This window comes from Hymenobacter frigidus, from assembly GCF_014640435.1.
Classification (GTDB): domain Bacteria; phylum Bacteroidota; class Bacteroidia; order Cytophagales; family Hymenobacteraceae; genus Hymenobacter; species Hymenobacter frigidus.
On sequence record NZ_BMGY01000008.1, the window covers coordinates 1 to 17,727 of the forward strand.

The 17,727-nt window shown below is 60.5% G+C and carries 17 protein-coding genes; 11 read left to right on the forward strand and 6 right to left on the reverse strand.

The annotated features are described in order from the left end of the window. Positions 1-403 precede the first annotated feature (403 nt). The 4 genes from IEW17_RS05925 to IEW17_RS05940 all read left to right on the forward strand — a co-directional run bounded on the left by IEW17_RS05925 (position 404) and on the right by IEW17_RS05940 (position 4,679). On the forward strand, positions 404-1,903 hold the full coding sequence (locus tag IEW17_RS05925; protein ID WP_188561117.1) for an ABC transporter substrate-binding protein: 1,500 nt from the start codon (positions 404-406) through the stop codon (positions 1,901-1,903). 3 nt (positions 1,904-1,906) lie between these two features. Beyond that, entirely contained in the window at positions 1,907-2,974 is a 1,068-nt protein-coding gene (locus tag IEW17_RS05930) for an ABC transporter permease subunit (RefSeq protein WP_188561118.1), read from the forward strand. Continuing rightward, a complete protein-coding gene (locus IEW17_RS05935) occupies positions 2,962-3,939 on the forward strand; it encodes an ABC transporter permease (RefSeq protein WP_188561119.1) in 978 nt (325 codons plus the stop codon). Before IEW17_RS05930 ends, IEW17_RS05935 begins: the two co-directional genes overlap by 13 nt. Positions 3,940-4,475: 536 nt before the next feature. Continuing rightward, complete coding sequence (locus tag IEW17_RS05940) at positions 4,476-4,679, forward strand: hypothetical protein (protein ID WP_188561120.1); 204 nt, start codon at positions 4,476-4,478, stop codon at positions 4,677-4,679. 145 nt (positions 4,680-4,824) lie between these two features. Here IEW17_RS05940 and IEW17_RS05945 read toward each other — a convergent pair whose 3' ends face one another. From IEW17_RS05945 to IEW17_RS05970, 6 genes are all read right to left on the reverse strand, one after another. Further along, positions 4,825-5,751, reverse strand: coding sequence for an SDR family oxidoreductase (locus IEW17_RS05945; protein WP_188561121.1), 927 nt, complete (start codon positions 5,749-5,751; stop codon positions 4,825-4,827). 34 nt (positions 5,752-5,785) lie between these two features. Then, on the reverse strand, positions 5,786-6,433 hold the full coding sequence (locus IEW17_RS05950; RefSeq protein ID WP_188561122.1) for a peptidylprolyl isomerase: 648 nt from the start codon (positions 6,431-6,433) through the stop codon (positions 5,786-5,788). Between the two features lie 151 nt (positions 6,434-6,584). Further along, positions 6,585-7,514 (reverse strand): hydroxymethylbilane synthase, encoded by a 930-nt coding sequence (gene hemC / locus IEW17_RS05955; RefSeq protein WP_188561123.1) that lies wholly within the window; start codon positions 7,512-7,514, stop codon positions 6,585-6,587. 153 nt (positions 7,515-7,667) lie between these two features. After that, on the reverse strand, positions 7,668-8,804 hold the full coding sequence (locus tag IEW17_RS05960; RefSeq protein WP_188561124.1) for a DNA polymerase III subunit: 1,137 nt from the start codon (positions 8,802-8,804) through the stop codon (positions 7,668-7,670). Then, entirely contained in the window at positions 8,801-10,021 is a 1,221-nt protein-coding gene (locus IEW17_RS05965) for a GlmU family protein (protein WP_188561125.1), read from the reverse strand. The genes IEW17_RS05960 and IEW17_RS05965 overlap by 4 nt, the downstream gene beginning before the upstream one ends. A gap of 165 nt (positions 10,022-10,186) precedes the next feature. Then, positions 10,187-10,456 (reverse strand): type B 50S ribosomal protein L31, encoded by a 270-nt coding sequence (locus tag IEW17_RS05970; protein WP_168672421.1) that lies wholly within the window; start codon positions 10,454-10,456, stop codon positions 10,187-10,189. A 203-nt stretch (positions 10,457-10,659) separates the two neighbouring features. Between IEW17_RS05970 and IEW17_RS05975 the strand changes: the two genes are divergently transcribed. The 7 genes from IEW17_RS05975 to secDF all read left to right on the forward strand — a co-directional run bounded on the left by IEW17_RS05975 (position 10,660) and on the right by secDF (position 17,469). Further along, positions 10,660-11,112, forward strand: coding sequence for a hypothetical protein (locus IEW17_RS05975; RefSeq protein WP_188561126.1), 453 nt, complete (start codon positions 10,660-10,662; stop codon positions 11,110-11,112). 101 nt (positions 11,113-11,213) lie between these two features. Continuing rightward, complete coding sequence (gene rdgB / locus IEW17_RS05980) at positions 11,214-11,825, forward strand: RdgB/HAM1 family non-canonical purine NTP pyrophosphatase (RefSeq protein WP_188561127.1); 612 nt, start codon at positions 11,214-11,216, stop codon at positions 11,823-11,825. Positions 11,826-11,953: 128 nt separating this feature from the next. Next, positions 11,954-12,580 (forward strand): uridine kinase family protein, encoded by a 627-nt coding sequence (locus tag IEW17_RS05985; RefSeq protein WP_188561128.1) that lies wholly within the window; start codon positions 11,954-11,956, stop codon positions 12,578-12,580. A 270-nt stretch (positions 12,581-12,850) separates the two neighbouring features. Next, positions 12,851-13,246: a hypothetical protein gene (locus IEW17_RS05990; protein WP_188561129.1), complete on the forward strand. Its 396-nt coding sequence runs from the start codon at positions 12,851-12,853 to the stop codon at positions 13,244-13,246. A gap of 162 nt (positions 13,247-13,408) precedes the next feature. Continuing rightward, positions 13,409-13,870: a DUF4268 domain-containing protein gene (locus tag IEW17_RS05995; protein ID WP_188561130.1), complete on the forward strand. Its 462-nt coding sequence runs from the start codon at positions 13,409-13,411 to the stop codon at positions 13,868-13,870. Between the two features lie 88 nt (positions 13,871-13,958). Further along, the gene (locus tag IEW17_RS06000) at positions 13,959-14,327 is read left to right on the forward strand and encodes a hypothetical protein (RefSeq protein WP_188561131.1); all 369 of its coding nucleotides are present in this window, start codon (positions 13,959-13,961) and stop codon (positions 14,325-14,327) included. Between the two features lie 148 nt (positions 14,328-14,475). Continuing rightward, positions 14,476-17,469, forward strand: coding sequence for a protein translocase subunit SecDF (gene secDF / locus IEW17_RS06005; protein ID WP_188561132.1), 2,994 nt, complete (start codon positions 14,476-14,478; stop codon positions 17,467-17,469). The last annotated feature ends 258 nt before the right edge of the window (positions 17,470-17,727 follow it).

Genomic DNA, 17,727 nt, shown 5'->3' on the forward strand with positions numbered 1-17,727 from the left:
GCGGCAGCAGCGGCTGGGGCGGCGACATTGCCGCGGGCGGCAGCAGCGGCTGGGGCGGCGACATTGTGGCTTAAACACCCGCCAACATTTTGTACTTATCTTGCCGCCAACCCATGATTAAGGGGGCTCCAGATAAGTGTCCCGACCAAAGCAACATCTCCAGATTATAGCGCTGCTTTGGGCTGCTATAATAATTTGTCTGGCAGGGTGTAAAGACAAAGAGCGCAGAGTTGAAGCTGTCCGGATACGCTGGTCCCACGACCCCGAAACCCTGGACCCGATGCAGACGCCAAATCAGGCGTCCATCGATGCCAATAACTTGCTTGGCCTCAGCTTACTGCAGACCGACGCCACAAAACATGAGAATGTCCCTTCCTTGGCCAAAGCATTGCCATCGGTTTATTTGGTTGGGGACTCTTTAACACGGCTGGATTACCACATCCGAGCCGCTGCAACCTGGGACGACGGCCGGCCGGTACTGGCCCGCGACGTAGAATTCAGCCTTAAGCTAATGTTCTGCCCGGGCTTGCCCAACGAGAGCATCCGGAACCAATACCGTTTCGTGCAGGCCGTGCTGACGGACCCGAAATCGCCGCAGCATTTCATACTGGTTTGCCAAGGGCAATCCCCGGAGTACGCCCACGCCTCGGGCGACTTTTTTGTGCAGTCCGAAGCGGCGCTGGACCCTCAGGGAACCCTACGGCGCTACTCGCTGGCCGAATTGCAGCGTCGCCCCAATACCGCACCCGCCGATTCGGGACTGCAAGCAGTGGCGCGGCGGTACCTGGCCGCAGGCACCGCCGCGCTGGCGGCATGGCCGGGCTGCGGCCCCTACCGACTCACGCAGTGGAAAAAGGACCGGTACCTGCGCTTTCAGCGCAAGCCCAACTGGTGGGCCGACCAATTGCAGCCCGTGCCCTTTGTGCTGCAGGCGAAGCCTAAACAACTGGATTTTGTCATCATCCCCGATGCGGCCACGGCCACGCTGGCCCTGCGGGGCGGCGAGCTGGATGTGTACCCGCTGATGCCAGCGCGGGAGTTTAACCGGCTGCGCCACTCAACTGCGGCCCAGGCGGGCTTGCGTTTTTACACGGCGCTTTCCCACAATGTGGTAACGGCGGGCTTCAATACCCGCCGGCCGATACTAGCCGATGCGCTTACCCGCCAGGCGTTGAGCCGATGCTTCGACGCAACGGCCCTGCTGCGCGCTACTCAGCTGGGCGACGGCCAGCGCACGGTGGGCATCATCAGTCCTTCCGACCGTATTAATTACAACGACAGCCTGGCCCTCATCCCGTTCGATTTGAACGGTGCGGCCAGCCTGTTGCGCCAGGCAGGCTGGCGCCGCACCACCGGCCCGGCCGGGGGCTGGTACCGACCGGGGCCAAGCGCCACGCGCCAACATCTGCAACTGAGGGTGCGCTACCGTGCCAACGAAGATGTTTTTGCCACCGTGGCGCTGCAGTTTCGGGCGGCCGCCGCGGAGTTGGGCATTCCGGTACTGCTGCTGCCCACGGAGTCGGGCGCTTTTTCGCAGGCGTTGCAGGAAGGCGATTTCGATGTGTATGTGCGGATACTGATGGGCAACCCTTTTGTGTTCAACTTCACGCCTATTTTGCACACCTTGGGTGTTGGGGCGGGCAACTCCACGGGCTTCAGCTCCTCCCGCGCCGACCGGCTCATCGAAGCCATTGCGGCGGCCAATGGCCCCGCGCGCCGCGCGCGGCTCCTGCACCGCTTTCAGGCGCTTATGCAGCAGGAGGCGCCTTTGGTTCCGCTCTTTTTTGTGTCCACTCGCGTAGCAGCTGGGCGCGGCCTCACTGGCTTACACGTCAACAGCCTCAAACCTGGCTATACGGTTGCTGCCATTGAGCGCCCCCCTACGTCTACTCCTCTTCCTTAGCGCATGAATTGGCTGGTATTCTGGCGCTTGGCCCGGACGGGACTGGCCGTGTGGGCGCTGGCGTCGGGCATATTTCTGCTGAGCCACCACGACCTGAGCGGAGCTGCCCGCATGGCTACGCCCGACGCGGCCGACCTGCCCATGAGCGGTAGTGCAAACCCCTCGGCCACCCAGCAGCAGGCCACTACCCGGGCTATTCTCCAACGCTTAGGTGCGGGCTTGCCGCTTTTTTACCTGAGCCGTCCCCCGGCCGCGCACCCAGGGCAGTGGCATTGGAACGGCCGGCGCAATCAGTACCATCGCTGGGCAATAGCGCTACTGCACGGCGATTTGGGCACTTCTTTTCGTACGGGCCAGGCCGTAACCACCCAGTTGAGTAACGCGCTGACTCTCACGCTGCCCCTCACCGGCACCGCGGCGGCGTTGGCGGTGCTGGCGGCTATTTTTTTGGCGCGGCGCCTCGCCGCGGGCCCTTGGTGGCAGCGGCCCGTGCGGACTGCGCTGGCGGGGCTGCATGCCCTGCCGCTGTTTCTGGTGGCGCTGGCTTTGCTTCTATTACTGGCCAATCCGGAAGCATTGGACTGGTTTCCGGCCTATGGCTTCGACCAAGCGCTGGATACGGACGCCGACTTTTGGACCCGCGTTGCCACGTATGCGCTGCACCTTGCCCTGCCAGTCACCGCCTTGGTTATCACCGCGCTTCCGGAACTTACTTTGCAGCTCGACACCGCCCTCCGCCACGAGCTGCGAGCGGGCTATGCCACCACTGCCCGCGCCAAGGGCTTGGCCGAAGGGGCAGTCATTCGGCACCACGCTTTTCGCAACGCCGTGCTGCCCACCCTCACGCAGGTGGCCGAGCTGCTTCCGGCACTGGTGGCGGGGGCCGTCGTCGTCGAGGTAGTATTTGCTTTGCCCGGCATGGGGAGCTTGCTGGCCGCTGCCGCCGCCGCCCGCGACTACCCGGTGCTGGTAGGTGGCGTGCTGCTCACGGGAACGGCCCGGCTGCTGGCCCTGCTGCTGGCTGATGTACTTTATTTCTGGGCTGACCCCCGCATCCGTTGGCACGTCTAAGCTCAGGGTCGCGCTCCTGGTCGCACAAGGCGGCCTGCGTCTGGCTGGCGCTGGTGGTCCTGGTCGCCGGGCTGGCTGGGGTGCTGCCGCTGCCCTACCTGCCCAGCGTGCCCGACCTGGCCCATATAGCCCAGCCACCTTTCGCCACCAGCCAGCACTGGCTTGGCACCGACCCCCAGGGGCGCGATGTGCTGAGCGTGCTGGTATTCGGGGCCCGCACGGCCGTGCTGCTCACCCTGCCGGCGGCTGCGCTTTCGGCGCTGCTGGGGGCCTTAGCAGGTGGTGCTGCAGGTTTTTGGGGCAATAAAGCTCGGCTGCCCGTGCCCTACTGGCTGCTGGCAACCGGTGGCGCGTGGTGGGCCCTGCGCCTGCCCATACCAACCCTGGCCCTGGTAATAGCGGCTGGGGGACTGGTTGTGGCGGCACTAGCCAGGCTGCGCCAACGGCCCTTTCCCACGTGGGCCGTACCCATCAATGCCATAGTAATGGGCACGGCCACCACGCTCGATACCATTCCCCGATTGATACTGGTGGTAGCCGTGGCGGCTGGTGCGGGTGTATCATCGGCGGGGCTACTGGGGCTGCTCACGCTCACGGCCTGGCCGCATCCGGCGCGGCTGGTGCGGGCCCAAATGCTGCGCATTCGAGAGTTGCCCTTTGTGGAAGCAGCTCACGCAGCTGGTTTACCCGCTTTTCAGGTCTGGTTTCGGCATGCGCTCCCGCACGCTTTGCAGCCCTTGCGCACGGCTATGCCACTCAGCGTAGCCAGTTTACTGGGCCTGGAGAGCACGCTGTCATTTCTCGGCGTTGGCCTGCCCCCCGAAGTTGCCAGCTGGGGACGACTGCTGAGTACTGTGCGCCAAGAACCCGCAGCTTGGTGGCTGTTCTTATTTCCCGCCATCTGCCTAATATTCACTATTCTAAGCCTCCTAAATCTGAGCCGCCAACAGCCTGTTGCGGCCTGATAGCACCGAGCTATTCCCGTTGGCAAAGCACCGCTCAGAAGCTGTTTGAGTTAATAAAACGGTCATGCTGAGCTTGTCGAAGCATCTCTACCGCTTCGTTGCACCGGCTCAAGCGAAGCGGTGGAGATGCTTCGACAAGCGGACGCTAGATGAGCATGACCGTTTCAGAATGGTTTTAGCAAACGCAAACAGCTTCTTGGTTACTCGCTTTTATTCAATCACTCTATTTTACAGATGTCGCAAATCGAGTTATTTTCCGGGAATCGTGCTCAAAGTAACTGCAATAATATTTTTATTCAATAAACTGATAGTTAGGTGTAAATGAAATTTATCACCTGCTAGCTTGTTCTTACAACTACTATTTCCAGGTAAATACTTATGCTTTTCGGCTACAAACAGTTGGTTTACGATGTCGCAATTCTAACTGTAGTGTCCTTTTTTCGGACAGAATACGACAGTAATATTGTATTGTCTTTAGGGAATTCCGATTCCCTAAAGAGTGGCATGTTTCCTTACTTCTCTTACTACCCACTGCCATGTACCTTCTCGTTTATCCGTCGCTGGGCGCGCCTCGTCGCGCTAAAGCCTCGACCCCAGCCACTCGCCCTATTTCCATGGGTGTTGATTTCGTAACGCCCGATGGTATGATAGTGCCCCGCGCGCTGGGCGAGGCGGCCCTACTGGGCCACACGGCTGTGCTGGTAGGTGGCTTGCTGGTAGGCGTCTGGGCCCAATCGTAATTCCTATTTTCCTTCCATTATTTCCCGTCCAACTTCCTCAAACTCCATAGTTGTTCTAGCTCCATCTACCAATCCAGTATACTATAGCTACCCCTATTTAGTATCTACCACTCACCAGCTACCCTTGTTGAGTTGAACCCGCCGTCTACCCCGGCGGGTTTTTTTTGCTCTCTGCGTCACTTTGAGCACTGACTAAGGCAATGCCTTCGGCAAATGTGTGGGGCTGGTAGCCCAAATCGCGTTGGGCTTTGCCGATGAGAAAACCGGTGCGGGCCGGTCGCCGGGCGGGTTGCGAAAACGTGCTGGCATCAACTTTCTCAATCAGGCCGGCATTGAGGCCAAAATGCGCAGCCACGCGCAGCGCCATGGCGTAGGGCGTGAGCAGCTCATCGGAACTGAGGTGATAAACACCCTGAGCGGCTTGCCGGGCCAGTAGCCAGCAGCCCTGGGCCAGGTCTTCGGCCAAGGTGGGCGTGCGCCATTGGTCGCTCACTACCTTGATGGGCTTGCCCGCGAGTAGCGAATCGCGCACCCAGAGCACCAGATTAGTGCGGCCGTAGTGATGGGCCACGCCGTACACCAGGACGGTGCGCGCAATGGCCCAACGGCCCGCGCTGGCCTGCACCAGCTGCTCGGCGGCCAGCTTGCTTTCACCGTAGAAGTTGATGGGTGCAGGCACGGCATCTTCCGCCAACGGGCCCGCTTCGCCGCTGAAGACAAAATCCGTGCTGAGGTGCGTCAGGTGAATATCGTGCTGGGCGCAGGCGTCCGCCAGGTTAGCTACGGCGGTCACGTTCTGCAGCCAGCAGGCCGCGTGGTTGAGCTCGCACTCGTCCACGTTGGTCATGGCCGCGGTGTGAATGACGTGCGTGGGCTGCTCCTGGGCCAGCAGCAGCTGCACCTGGGCGGCATTAGTCACGTCCATAGTCCGGTAGGGCAGGTCGGGGTAGAGGTCGGCCAGCCGGTTAGGACCGCGCGACGTAGCCACGAGCGCCACGCCGGGCTGCTCACGCAGCAGCGCTACCAGCTTTTGGCCCAGCAGGCCATTGGAACCCGTGAGCAAGACCTTCATTTTCCAGGTGGGCAACGGGCCCTTTTGCAACTGCTTACTCGTACTTATAGTCGTAGAGCTTGGTGATTTTTTTCCGCTTCAGCTTTTCCACTTTCACGGTCATCTTCGCCTCAATGGTGGGACGGTCGCGGCCGTCCTTGGGCAGTTTGGCTATTTTGTCGATAACGTCCAGGCCTTGGATTACCTGGCCGAAAACGGTGTACATGCCGTCGAGGAAATGGGTGCCATCGTGGTTTTCGACCAGGTAAAACTGGGTGCTGCTGCTGGGCGTGCCGACGGGGCCACCCATGCGGGCGGCGGCCACGGCCCCGTAGTTGTGCTGGTGGCCCGGGCCAAGCTCCGCCGGGATGGTACCCTCACTGGCCTGGCCCAGACCGTCGTTGCTGGGGTCGGCATCCTTGGTGTTGGTATCGCCGCCCTGAATCATAAAGCCGTCGATGACGCGGTGGAAAGTAGTGCCGTTGTAGGCCCCGCTTTGAGCGCGCTTCAGAAAATTAGCCTTGTGCAAAGGCGTGTCGTCGAAGAGGATAAGGCGAATCGTGCCCTGGGACGTGCTGATGGTCACGACTTCGTCCTTGCTGCTTTTTTTGGCGGGCTTATCGGGTTTGGCGGCGAGCACGGGGCCGGCCAACCATATCAAAGCCAATAGCCACAGGCCGACGCGGTGAAATTGCTGGGTCATTACACGTATTTTTTGGAGCGGATGGAAAGCAAAAATACTCTTATTTGCTTCGCGGCCGTAACCACCGTTGCCAGCCGACAGCGTAGCCCACGGGCTGGCGTCTTTGTGCAGGCGGGGCCATGCGAGCTCGCGGGCATTTCAAAAGCAACTTCTAGCCCCGGTGCTCGCGGATGCTGGCCAGGATTTCGCGCCCGCCGCGCCCCAGTACCGCATCAGCGACGGAAACACCCAGCGTGTGGGCTTCGGCAGCGGTTTCGGCAGTCTGGATTTCTTCCACGTATTCTTCGCCACTCAGGCTGATGAGGCCGCCGTGCAGGCGCAAGCGGCCGTGGCCATCCAGCGTAGCCAGCGCGAAGGACGGGATACTGCACCCGCCTTCCATGGTGTGCAGAAAGGCGCGCTCGGCCAGCAGGCAGGTGTGGGTGGCGGGGTGGTCGAGGGCGGCTTTGAGGCGGGCTTTGAGGTCTTCATCTAGGCTGGCGGCGCACTCGATGGCAATGCTGCCCTGGCCGGTAGCGGGCACAAATTGATTGGCGGGCAGCGTGTGGCGCACGAGGTGCTCGTAGCCCATGCGGTGCACGCCAGCGTAGGCCAGCACCAAGGCGTCGAATTGCCCTTCTTCGAGCTTGCGCAGGCGGGTTTGGAGGTTGCCGCGGGCTTCGGCGGTGCTGGCGTTGGGGTAGAACCGGCGGAGCTGCGCTTTGCGGCGGGTGCTGCTGGTGCCCAGTAAGATACCCGGCTTGTCGAGAGAAAATTTTTCGTCGTAGCTCAGCACCACGTCGTTCACCTGCTCGCGCTCCAGAAAAGCCAGCAGCTCCAGTTCGCGCGGAATGCTGCTTTGCACGTCCTTGGCCGAGTGCACGGCCAACTGCGTTTCGCCCCGGAGCAGGCTCAATTCCAACTCCTCGGTGAACACCCCCTTGGAGCCGATTTTAGCCAGGCTACGGTCCTGCACCGCGTCACCGGTGGTTTGCATGGGCACGATTTCCGTGGCAAAACCGGCGGCTTTCAGCAGGCTGGCGACGTGTTCGGTTTGCCAAAGGGCGAGGCGGCTGGCGCGCGTGGCGAGGCGGATAGTCATAGGAAAGATTGTTTTATTAGATTAAGAACGTCATGTCTAAACTCGTCATGTCGAGCGTAGCCGAGACATCTCGCGTGCTGAACTAAACCATCGTTGGATGATGCGAGCGAGATGTCTCGGCTACGCTCGACATGACGGGATGATGCATGACGGTCAGATTTTCAAAAACCCGCCCAGGCGCAACGAGCTATCCATAAACACCATCTTGGCGTTGGCATTACGCTCGATGTGGTAGTGGGCATCGGTCAGTTCTTTGGTCAGCAAGTCGGCGTTGCGCGGGGTCACAAACTTGGCAAATCCGGTCACGAATTGCTGCTCGCCGTTGGCCAGGTGCGGCACAAATTTCGGGTCGATTCCGAACAGCAGCACCTTGCGCAGCAGGCCCAGCGAGTAGGCCAGCATTTCTTTCTGGTTTTCACGGCCCAGCTTCTGGAATTCCTCGCTTTTCTTCAGAATATCGGCTGCCTTGCTGCCGTGGTTGAAGCAGAGGCGCATCCAGTCGCGGAAGAATTCGAAGTAGTCGTGGTCGGCATTACTGTCGCGGCTGGCTAGGGCGGCCCCCAGGCTGCCATCGGCCAGCTGCGCCACCTGGCGGGCTTTCACCTCGGGTACGTGGTAGTGGTCGCGCAGGTAGGCGGTGATATCATCCTCCGAAAACGGGCGCACCACCACCGGCTGCACCCGGCTGATGATGGTGGGCAGCAGCTGCTCGGGGGCGTGCGATACCAGCAGGAAAATGGTGGCGGGCGGCGGCTCTTCCAGCAGCTTCAGCACGGCGTTGGCGGCGGCGGGGTGCATGAGCTCGGGCAGCCAGAGAATCACGATTTTGAACCGCGCTTCGAAAGCCTTTAAGCTCACCAGCTTTAGGATTTGCACGGCTTCGTCCTTGGAGATGTTGCCCTGTTTGTTTTCGGCCCCGATGTGCTGCATCCAGTCGTTGAGGCCCTGGTAGGGATTGTCGAGCACGAAGGCGCGCCACTCGCCCATAAATTTGCTGCTCACCGCGTCCTTGCTCACCGTTTTGGTGGTGGTCACGGGCACGATAAAGTTCAGGTCGGGATGGGCCAGCTTGGCCGTTTTGGTGCAGGCCGGGCAGTGGCCGCAGCTGTCGTCGGCATCGGCGGCGCGGGCCTCGCAGTTCAGATATTGGGCGTAAGCCAGCGCCAGCGCCAGCGCTGCGCCACCTTCCTGCCCCCGAAAAAGCTGGGCGTGCGCCACGTGCTGCCGCTGCACCGACTGGCGCAACAGCTGCTTCACAGCGGCTTGGTTGGGAATAGAGGCGAAGGTCATGACTTTACCTTCTCCCAAGCTCTATCATCCTCCGTTGCCTCAAACACCACCTTCATAATCCCCTGCTCCACCGCATCATACGGTAGGCTGCGCCGGGCCATCACGCGCTCGGCCACCTCGTTCACTTTGGGTAGCTTGAAGGTTTCGAAGCCGGCCGCGCCGCCCCAGCTGAAGCTCGGGATGAAAGTGCGCGGGAAACCGGCTCCGAAAATATTGGCCCCCACGCCCACCACCGTGCCGGTGTTGAACATGGTATTGATGCCGCACTTGCTGTGGTCGCCCATCATCAGACCGCAAAAGGTCTGGCCGGTATCCACAAAACGGTGGGCCGTGTGGCTCCAGATTTTGACGGGCGCGTAGTTATTTTTGAGGTTGCTCGTGTTGGTATCGGCCCCCAGGTTGCACCACTCACCAATGACCGAATTGCCGAGGTAGCCGTCGTGGCCCTTGTTGGCATAGCCCAGCAGGATGCTGTTGCCCACTTCGCCGCCCACTTTCGAGAACGGCCCCACGGTGTTGTCGCCGCGCATTTTGGCGCCCGCGTTGATGTGCGAACCCTCACACAGCGCCAGCGGACCTTTGATGATGGCCCCCTCGTGCACCTGCGAGTTCTTGCCCAGGTAAATGGGGCCGTCCTCGGCGTTGAGAATGGCGGCGCGAATTTTCACGCCTTCTTCAATAAAGATGTTTTCGGCCCCGTACACAATGGTGTGCGCGTCGTTCACCGGCTGCGAAGTGCGGCCCTTAGTGAGCAGGGCGAAGTCGCGGCGGATTTCCACGCCGTTGCGCAGAAACAAGTGCCACGGCCGACTTATAACCGTAACCGGCTCGGCCACTTGAATTTCCTCCGCTAATCCGTCCTGCACCAGTTCGACAATGTGGGTGGCATCGGCCAGGTGGGCGGCTACCAGCAGGTCATCGCAATACAGGCCCTGGCCGGGTTGCAGCGCCTGCACTTGCTTCACCAGCACCGCATCGGGGCACACGGCCCCGTTGATAACCAGCGCCGGCCCGGTCACCACGCCGTCGGCGCACACCGGGAACTTGGCCTGCAGATACGGCTGGGTGAGGTAGCCCACGGTGGGCGCGGCCAGGTGCCGCTGCCACTTCTCGGCCAGCGTGAGAATGCCGCAGCGCAGCGCCGCCACGGGCCGGGTGAAGGTGAATGGCAACAGGTGCGGCCGGATGGCCGGGTCGTCGAAAAGCAGGATGTGCATGGGCTTTAGCTGGTAGCTAATAGCTGGTGGCTGTTAGCTTTTTTCAAAAACGAAATTACGGCAGCGGGCTTGGCAAAAGGCCAAAAAAAACTCCTTCCGGCCGAACCGAAAGGAGTTTTCAAAAAGCTAGCGGCTAACAGCCAAAAGCTGCCAGCTGATAACAAGCTATTCTTTGTTGGCGCTGGCCTGCTCTTTCTTGGCGTAGCGGCTGCGGAATTTCTCCACGCGACCGGCCGTGTCGATGAACATGTTTTTGCCGGTATAGAAGGGGTGCGAAGCGGAGCTAACTTCGATTTTCACCAGCGGGTACGTCTTGCCGTCTTCCATCACAATGGTGTCGGTCGGCTTCATCGTGGAGCGCGTGATGAACTTAAAGTCCGAAGAGGAGTCCTGGAAAACGACTTCCTGGTACTCGGGGTGGGTGTCCTTTTTCATATCGAGGGTGCGGTTTTACCGGTTGAACCCTGCCGATTTTGCGGAAGGGACTGCAAAAGTACAGCTTAGCTCGGAAATACCCAACCGTGGGCCCAATATTTTCCGGTCAACGGGCGCTGCCACCCCGTGCGGCTGAGCTTGTTGCCTTTCTAAAAACATTGTACATTTGAATCCGGCCCACACTTGGGGCCGCACCGCTGCACGTGGTAAAAGCTGTACTCGTCCGCCGTACTTTTTGCCGTTCGGGCCTCGCCACGCTGGTGCTGGTACTATGCAGCGTAGCCGTAACCCTGGCCGCTACCCTCACGCTCTTCACCGCGGCCTACGACGGCACCAGCGTGCGCGTAGAATGGGAAGTCAGCACCGAGACCGATGTGAACGGATTCGAGCTGTCGCGCAAAGCCTCCAACGAAACCAGCTACACGGCCGTCACTACCGTGACGCCTACCGGCCAGCGCCGCTACCAGTTCACCGATATCAACGTGTACCGCGCACTGCCCGGCAACAACACCACGCCGGCTGCCGGCAGCGGCCCCTACACCTACCGCCTCCTGGTCCGTAGCCCCAACGGCGACCAGGCCTACCTCACCATTCTGACCGGAACGCCCAGCGCCGTGCAGCGCTCGTGGGGTACCATCAAGTCGATGTTCCGGTAGAAATCTTTTTTGCTCATTGTTACAATTTGACAGCGCGTCATGCTGAGCATGACGCGCTGTTTTTCTGCCAACCACTGCTCCTCCCATCACCAATCGCAAAAATGCCGCTTCCCGCTCAGCTCTGCTTCGCTTCCAACAATGCCCACAAGCTCGATGAAATCCGCCCGCTGCTGCCGCCCGGCCTCAAGCTGCTGAGCCTAGCCGACATCGGCTGCCACGAAGAGCTGCCCGAGACGCAGGATACGCTGGCCGGCAACGCCCGCCAAAAAGCCGAGTACGTGCTGAATAACTACGGGGTAGCCTGCTTCGCCGACGACACCGGCCTGGAGGTAACCGCCTTGGGCGGCGCACCCGGCGTGTACTCGGCGCGCTACGCGGGTCCCCAGCGCCTGGCTGCCGACAACGTGGCCAAGCTGCTGCAGGAGCTGAACGGCGCAGCCGACCGCTCAGCCCGCTTCCGCACGGTGGTGGCCCTGGCCAGCCCCGACGGCCCGGTGCACGAGTTTGCGGGCGAAGTGGCCGGCCACATCACCGAGGAAGCGCACGGCGCGGGTGGCTTTGGCTACGACCCCGTGTTTGCCCCCACCGAAGGCGACGGCCGCACCTTCGCCGAAATGAGCGGCACCGAAAAAAACACCATCAGCCACCGGGCCCGAGCCGTGGCCGGGCTGCTGGCATTTTTAAATGAGGAAAGAACCGGTCTGTCATCCTGAGCTTGCGAAGGACCTTACTACGCCAGAACATTTGGCAGTAATCTAATGGCAGACCTGTGATAAGGTCCTTCGCAAGCTCCGGATGACAGGCGACCTCCTATCTCATTGCTGCCTTACCTTTGCCTGCTATGCACACCCCGTATCTAATTGGCATCACCGGCGGCAGCGCCTCTGGCAAAACCACCTTTCTGCGCCGGCTCCTGGCCGCGTTTCCCGAAGAGCAGATTTGCCTGATTTCGCAGGACAACTACTACCACCCCCGCGAGAAGCAGCTACGCGACGCCATGGGCGTGGAAAACTTCGACCTGCCGGCCAGCATTGATGCCGCGGCTTACGCGGCCGATGTGCTCAGCATTAGCCAGGGCCGCGAAGTGCGCCGCGAAGAATACACGTTCAACAACGCGGCCGTAACGCCGCAGGAGCTGGTGTTTCGGCCCGCCCCTATTGTGGTGGTGGAGGGCATTTTCGTGTTTCACTTCGAGGAGATTGCCAAACTCCTCGACCTTAAGGTGTACATCGATGCTCAGGAGCATGTGAAACTGCACCGCCGCATCATCCGCGACCGCGACGAGCGGGGCTATGACCTGGCCGATGTGCTGTACCGCTACACCCACCACGTGGCCCCAACTTATGAGCAATTTATTGCTCCGTATAAGCACTACGCCGACATCGTGATTCCCAACAACCGCCACTTCGAAAAGGGCCTGGAGGTGCTGGTGGGCTTTCTGAAAAGCAAAATCTGTGACCAACTTTAGCCAATGCTGGCCGCATTGAAACGCAATTTTCACTAGTGGTACCCGTCACGAAGTGGTTTGCGAAAATCCGGCCGACGCGGAAACGCAAACCACTTCATGAGAAGTACAAAAAGCCCCACTTGGTGGGGCTTTTTTATTTGTCTTTTTTCGAGATATGATAAAATATAAGTAAAAACAGATTATATTGCATAGGTTAATTAAAGCTGAGGAGTGAGAACAGCACAGGCTTGTGCCCTCCACTGCCGAGGCAATCACCTCTTCCTGAATGCTATGAAGCACCTTACTATCCCTGTTTTGCGCCTGGCAGCGCTTATCGCCTTTGCCGGACTCGTGAGCTGTGACAAGAATGGCCAGACTGGCGTGCTGCAACATCCGCCGGGCAACGCCTCGCTGCGCGGCGAAATAACCCCCGACAAAGGCTACAACCAGATGTTCGACGCGACGCTACCCAAGCTGAGCGAGACCACCTACCTCATCATCACCAAAGCCGCGCGGGGCAGCGTCTTCACCATGCACACCGGCCCGCTGCCCCTAGCCGACCGCGCCGTTTGCTTCGCCAGCACGAATAATTCCGGCTTTCGGGATTGCGTAGGAGAGTATTACCAGAGCGCCGGCGGCGTGGCCATTCAGAGCAACGAAGCCGGCTGGTGGGCCACGCCCCTATAGATTTGCCAGGAGCAACACACACGCAGTCCGTCATGCTGAGCGCAGCCGAAGCATCCCTACTGGGTAAGTAATAATTACTTGCGCGACAGGGATGCTTCGGCTGCGCTCAGCATGACGTTTTTTTATCCTTCCCTTGTGTTCTTTGCATCCTTTCCTTGATGAATGTATAGCAAAGCAGAAATTACCCAGCTCCGCCAGGCGTTCTGGACGGCGCTGGGGCAGTATATGGCCCCGGTGCCCTCGGCCGAGGGCGACACGACCAACTGGATAAACTACAAAACCGGCGTCAAGCACGTGTATTTCCGGATGCAGGCCGACAACCGCCGGGCCAGCATAGCCATAGATCTGCTACACCCGGACGCGGGCATTCGGGAGCTGTTCTGGGAGCAGTTCCAGGAGCTGCGCCCGCTGCTGCACGAAACGCTGGGCGAAACCTGGACCTGGGAGGCCGACGCCACCGATGCCAACGGCCTGCCGCTCAGCCGGATTTATACCGAGCTGGCCCCGGCCAACCTGTTCAGCCGTGACGACTGGCCGGCCCTGATTTCGTTCTTCAAGCCCCGGCTCATCGCCTTGGATGCGTTCTGGACCGATGCGCAGTATGCGTTTGAGGCGTTGAAATAAGCGTTTGGTTGGGGCTGGGAAATGCCACGTTGGGCCTGTTGCGCCCGTTCGCGTCAAAATGGTATCTTTGCAGACCCCGTTTATACCCATGCCGGTTCTGCTCTCTCGTTTTTGGTTCTCGCTCCGCTTTGCCCTGCTCGCCGCTACGGTGCTGCTGGTGCTGGGCCTGAACCAGCGTGCCGTGAGCGTGCTGCGCCTGCCCGTGGGCAAGGGCGAAACCCGCGTAGCGAAGGCCACGGTAGTGAAACAAAAGGTGCTTTTTGAAGCCACTGCGGCGGTGAAATACCTGGTGGCTCCCCTGGCCGAGGCCTGGCTGCCTACCCCTACTACCGCCACCGCGTGGCTGCCGGCCCTGCGCCAGGCGCTGGCCGTGCCGCGCCTGCGGGCGGGCATCCGGGCCGGCGAGGTGTTCCGGGCGCGGCTGCTGGCCGTGGCCCTGTCGCCGCAGGCCCCCTAAAGGGAGTTATGGGTTGTGAATTAAAAGTTATGAGTTGGCTGCTGGAGCGAGGTTTTCGCTTTGCCAGGGCCTCCCTCACTACTTTGGCTCACAACGTCTATCCGCATCAAACTCATAACTACTAACTCAAAATTCATAACTCAACCAAATGCGTAACAAAGGATTTATTATCGCCCTCACCGTCATTGTGACGGCGCTGTGCGCGTACTTCTTGTTCTTCACCTACATATCGCGTGGGGTGCAGAGCAAGGCCGTGGCCTACGCCACACGCAACGGCAAGCTCAACGAGGCCGTGCGCCAGCACTATCTGGATTCGGTGTGGCGCGCGCCGGTGTTTGGCCCGTTCACGTACCGCGAGGTGCGCCAGAGCGAGCTCGGCCTCGGCCTCGACCTGAAGGGCGGCATGCACGTCACGCTGGAAGTTTCGCCGGTGGAAATTGTGCGCGCCATGAGCGGCAACAGCAAGGACGCTGCCTTCAACAAGTCGTTGGAGCAGGCCCAGGAAGCCCAGAAAACCAGCTCCGGCACGCCGTTCACGGCGCTGTTTGCCCAGGCGTATCAGCAGAATGCCCCCGGCAAGCCGTTGGCTACCATTTTCGCCAACACGACCAACAAGAGCCGCAACATCGACATCAATTCTTCGAACGAGAAGGTGATTGGCGCGATTGACAAGGAAGTGGAAGAAGCCATCGACCGCTCGTTCAACATCCTGCGTACCCGCGTCGACAAGTTCGGCGTGAACCAGCCCAGCATTCAGCGCGTGAAAGGCACCGGCCGCCTCCAGATTGAACTGCCCGGCGTGGACAACCCCGACCGCGTGCGCAAGTTGCTGCAAGGCCAAGCCAAGCTGGAGTTCTGGGAAGTGTGGAATCAGAACGAGGTAGGGCCGTACCTGGTGCAGCTCGACCAGCAGCTGGCAGCCAAGGCCGTCGCGGCCACAACTACTCCCGCCGTGACCCTGAACATGGCCGACACCACGGCTACGGCCGCCGCCGGCGACTCCTCGTCGCTGGCTTCGCAGCTGGCCAAGAAATCAACGGCTGGCAAAACGGCGGCTGACTCGGCCGCTACGTCCGCCAAGGGCGGGGTACTGGCCAAACTCTTCACCATGCCCGGCCGCCTGGGCGTGAACCTGCGCGACACCTCGGCCATGAACCGCATTCTGCGTTCGGCCGAAGCCAAAGCCTCGCTGCCCCCCACCCTGGCCCTCACTTGGAGCCTGAAGCCCACCACCATTGACAAGCAGGAGTACCTGGAGCTGATTCCGGTGCGCAAAACCCGCGACGGCGTGGCCCCCATGGGCGGCGAAGTAGTGAGCGATGCCCGCGCCGACCTCGGCCCCAACGGCCAGCCCGAAGTACTGATGAACATGACGCCCTCGGGCGCTCGCAAGTGGCAGAAAATGACGGCGGCCAACGTCGGCAAGCAGATTGCCATGGTGCTCGACGACTATGTGGTTTCGGCCCCGGTAGTGCAGGGCGAGATTTCGGGCGGTGGCACCAGCATCACGGGCAGCTTCCAGGTGGAAGACACCGATGACCTAGCCAACCAGCTGAAAGCCGGTAAGCTGCCCGCCCCCACGCGCATCGTGGAAGAAGCCGTAGTGGGCCCGTCGCTAGGCAAGGAAGCCATCAGCCAGGGCCTGTACTCGTCGCTGGCCGGCCTGGTGATTATCATGATTTTCATGGCCCTGTATTACGGCCGCGCCGGCGTGGTAGCCGACGTTTCGCTGCTCTTCAACATGTTCCTGATTCTGGGCGTGCTGGCGCAGTTCGGCACGGCCCTCACGCTGCCCGGCATCGCCGGTCTTATTCTGGTAATTGGCTCGTCGGTGGATGCCAACGTACTGATTTTTGAGCGAATCCGAGAGGAACTCGACCACGGCCTGACGCTGACCGATGCCATCAACAAAGGCTACTCGCGGGCATTTTCGGCTATTTTTGACTCGAACGTAACCACCATGCTGATTGCCGTGATTCTCGGCTTCTTCGGCACGGGCCCAGTGCAGAGCTTTGCCATCACCCTCGGGGTTGGCGTGCTCACCTCGTTCCTGTCGGCAGTGTTCGTGTCGCGCATCATCATCGAGTGGCTGGTGAAGGGCAACGAGAACCACCCGATGACCTTCAGCACTTCGATTTCGAGCAACCTGTTCAAGAACCTGAACTTCGACATCGTGGGCATGCGCAAGAAAGCCTACGCTTTCTCGGCGTTCTTCATCATCGTGGGCTTCGTGCTGATGTACGTGCAGGGCGGTCCGAACCTGGGCGTGGACTTCAAAGGCGGCCGCGCCTACGTGGTCGACTTCAACAAAAACATGGAAGCCTCGGCCGTAGCCGACAAGCTTCGCCCCGTGTTCCAGGGGGCCGGCCTCGAAGTGAAGCAGTACGGCGCTCCCGACCGCCTGCGCATCACCACCGGCTACCTGGCCGAGGATGAAAGCACCGCGGCCGACGCCAAAGTAGCCGCCGCTCTCAACCAGGGCCTGCAGCAGTACAGCGCCGACGCGCCGGACATCAAGTCGACCTCGAAAGTAGGCGCTACCATCGCCGACGATATTAAGCGGACGTCGGTACTCTCGCTGGGCCTCACGCTGCTGGGCATCTTCGTGTACGTGTTGTTCCGTTTCGAGAAGTGGCAGTATTCGATGGCCGCCGTAGTGGCCCTGTTCCACGATGCGCTGCTGGTAATCGCGGCCTTCCCGATTGCCCGCCTCTTCGGCTTGAACTACGAGATGGACCAGATTTTCGTGGCCGCCGTGCTCACGGTTATCGGCTTCTCGATGAACGACACGGTGGTTATCTATGACCGTATTCGCGAGTACCTGCGCGAGAATCCCAAGCTGACCTTCGCCCAGGTGGTAAACCCGGCCCTGAACTCGACCTTCTCGCGGACGATGATTACGTTCACGACGGTGTTCCTGGTGGTGCTGGTGCTCTACATCTTCGGTGGTGAGACGCTGCGCTCGTTCTCATTTGCCATGATTATCGGCGTGATTTTCGGCACGTACTCGTCGCTGTTCATCGCCACCCCGATTATCCTCGACACCTACGGCAAGAAAGAGGAGCGCGAGCGCCTCGCCGCCGGTGAGGACGTATCCGGCCTGCCCGGCGACGCGCCCAAGCTAAGCACGTCGAACGTGTAAGCACGAAATTAGTCGGGTTTCCCGAACTTTTCGTGAATCCTCAACTGCAAAAAGGCCGCCCGATGGGCGGCCTTTTTTGTGGGTCCTACGCGTTAAATCAATTGGTCAGAAAATCTCAAAATCAACTAAGTACGTAGCTCAGGCAACGCTTCTTACTTACCTTCCGAATGGTAGGCAAAAGCCCGCCAACCGCCGCCCGATGCTGCACGTGTTACCCTCCAATTCTGCGCCTCCCACCCTGCCGGAATGCCGGCCTCA

Excerpts from the sequence above, each read along its gene's own strand:
- IEW17_RS05930 (WP_188561118.1), top strand. The coding sequence starts at position 1,907 with ATGAATTGGCTGGTATTCTGGCGCTTGGCCCGGACGGGACTGGCCGTG.
- IEW17_RS05940 (WP_188561120.1), top strand. The coding sequence starts at position 4,476 with ATGTACCTTCTCGTTTATCCGTCGCTGGGCGCGCCTCGTCGCGCTAAA.
- IEW17_RS05945 (WP_188561121.1), bottom strand. The coding sequence starts at position 5,751 with ATGAAGGTCTTGCTCACGGGTTCCAATGGCCTGCTGGGCCAAAAGCTG.
- IEW17_RS05950 (WP_188561122.1), bottom strand. The coding sequence starts at position 6,433 with ATGACCCAGCAATTTCACCGCGTCGGCCTGTGGCTATTGGCTTTGATA.
- hemC (WP_188561123.1), bottom strand. The coding sequence starts at position 7,514 with ATGACTATCCGCCTCGCCACGCGCGCCAGCCGCCTCGCCCTTTGGCAA.
- IEW17_RS05960 (WP_188561124.1), bottom strand. The coding sequence starts at position 8,804 with ATGACCTTCGCCTCTATTCCCAACCAAGCCGCTGTGAAGCAGCTGTTG.
- IEW17_RS05965 (WP_188561125.1), bottom strand. The coding sequence starts at position 10,021 with ATGCACATCCTGCTTTTCGACGACCCGGCCATCCGGCCGCACCTGTTG.
- IEW17_RS05970 (WP_168672421.1), bottom strand. The coding sequence starts at position 10,456 with ATGAAAAAGGACACCCACCCCGAGTACCAGGAAGTCGTTTTCCAGGAC.
- rdgB (WP_188561127.1), top strand. The coding sequence starts at position 11,214 with ATGCCGCTTCCCGCTCAGCTCTGCTTCGCTTCCAACAATGCCCACAAG.
- IEW17_RS05985 (WP_188561128.1), top strand. The coding sequence starts at position 11,954 with ATGCACACCCCGTATCTAATTGGCATCACCGGCGGCAGCGCCTCTGGC.
- IEW17_RS05990 (WP_188561129.1), top strand. The coding sequence starts at position 12,851 with ATGAAGCACCTTACTATCCCTGTTTTGCGCCTGGCAGCGCTTATCGCC.
- IEW17_RS05995 (WP_188561130.1), top strand. The coding sequence starts at position 13,409 with ATGTATAGCAAAGCAGAAATTACCCAGCTCCGCCAGGCGTTCTGGACG.
- IEW17_RS06000 (WP_188561131.1), top strand. The coding sequence starts at position 13,959 with ATGCCGGTTCTGCTCTCTCGTTTTTGGTTCTCGCTCCGCTTTGCCCTG.
- secDF (WP_188561132.1), top strand. The coding sequence starts at position 14,476 with ATGCGTAACAAAGGATTTATTATCGCCCTCACCGTCATTGTGACGGCG.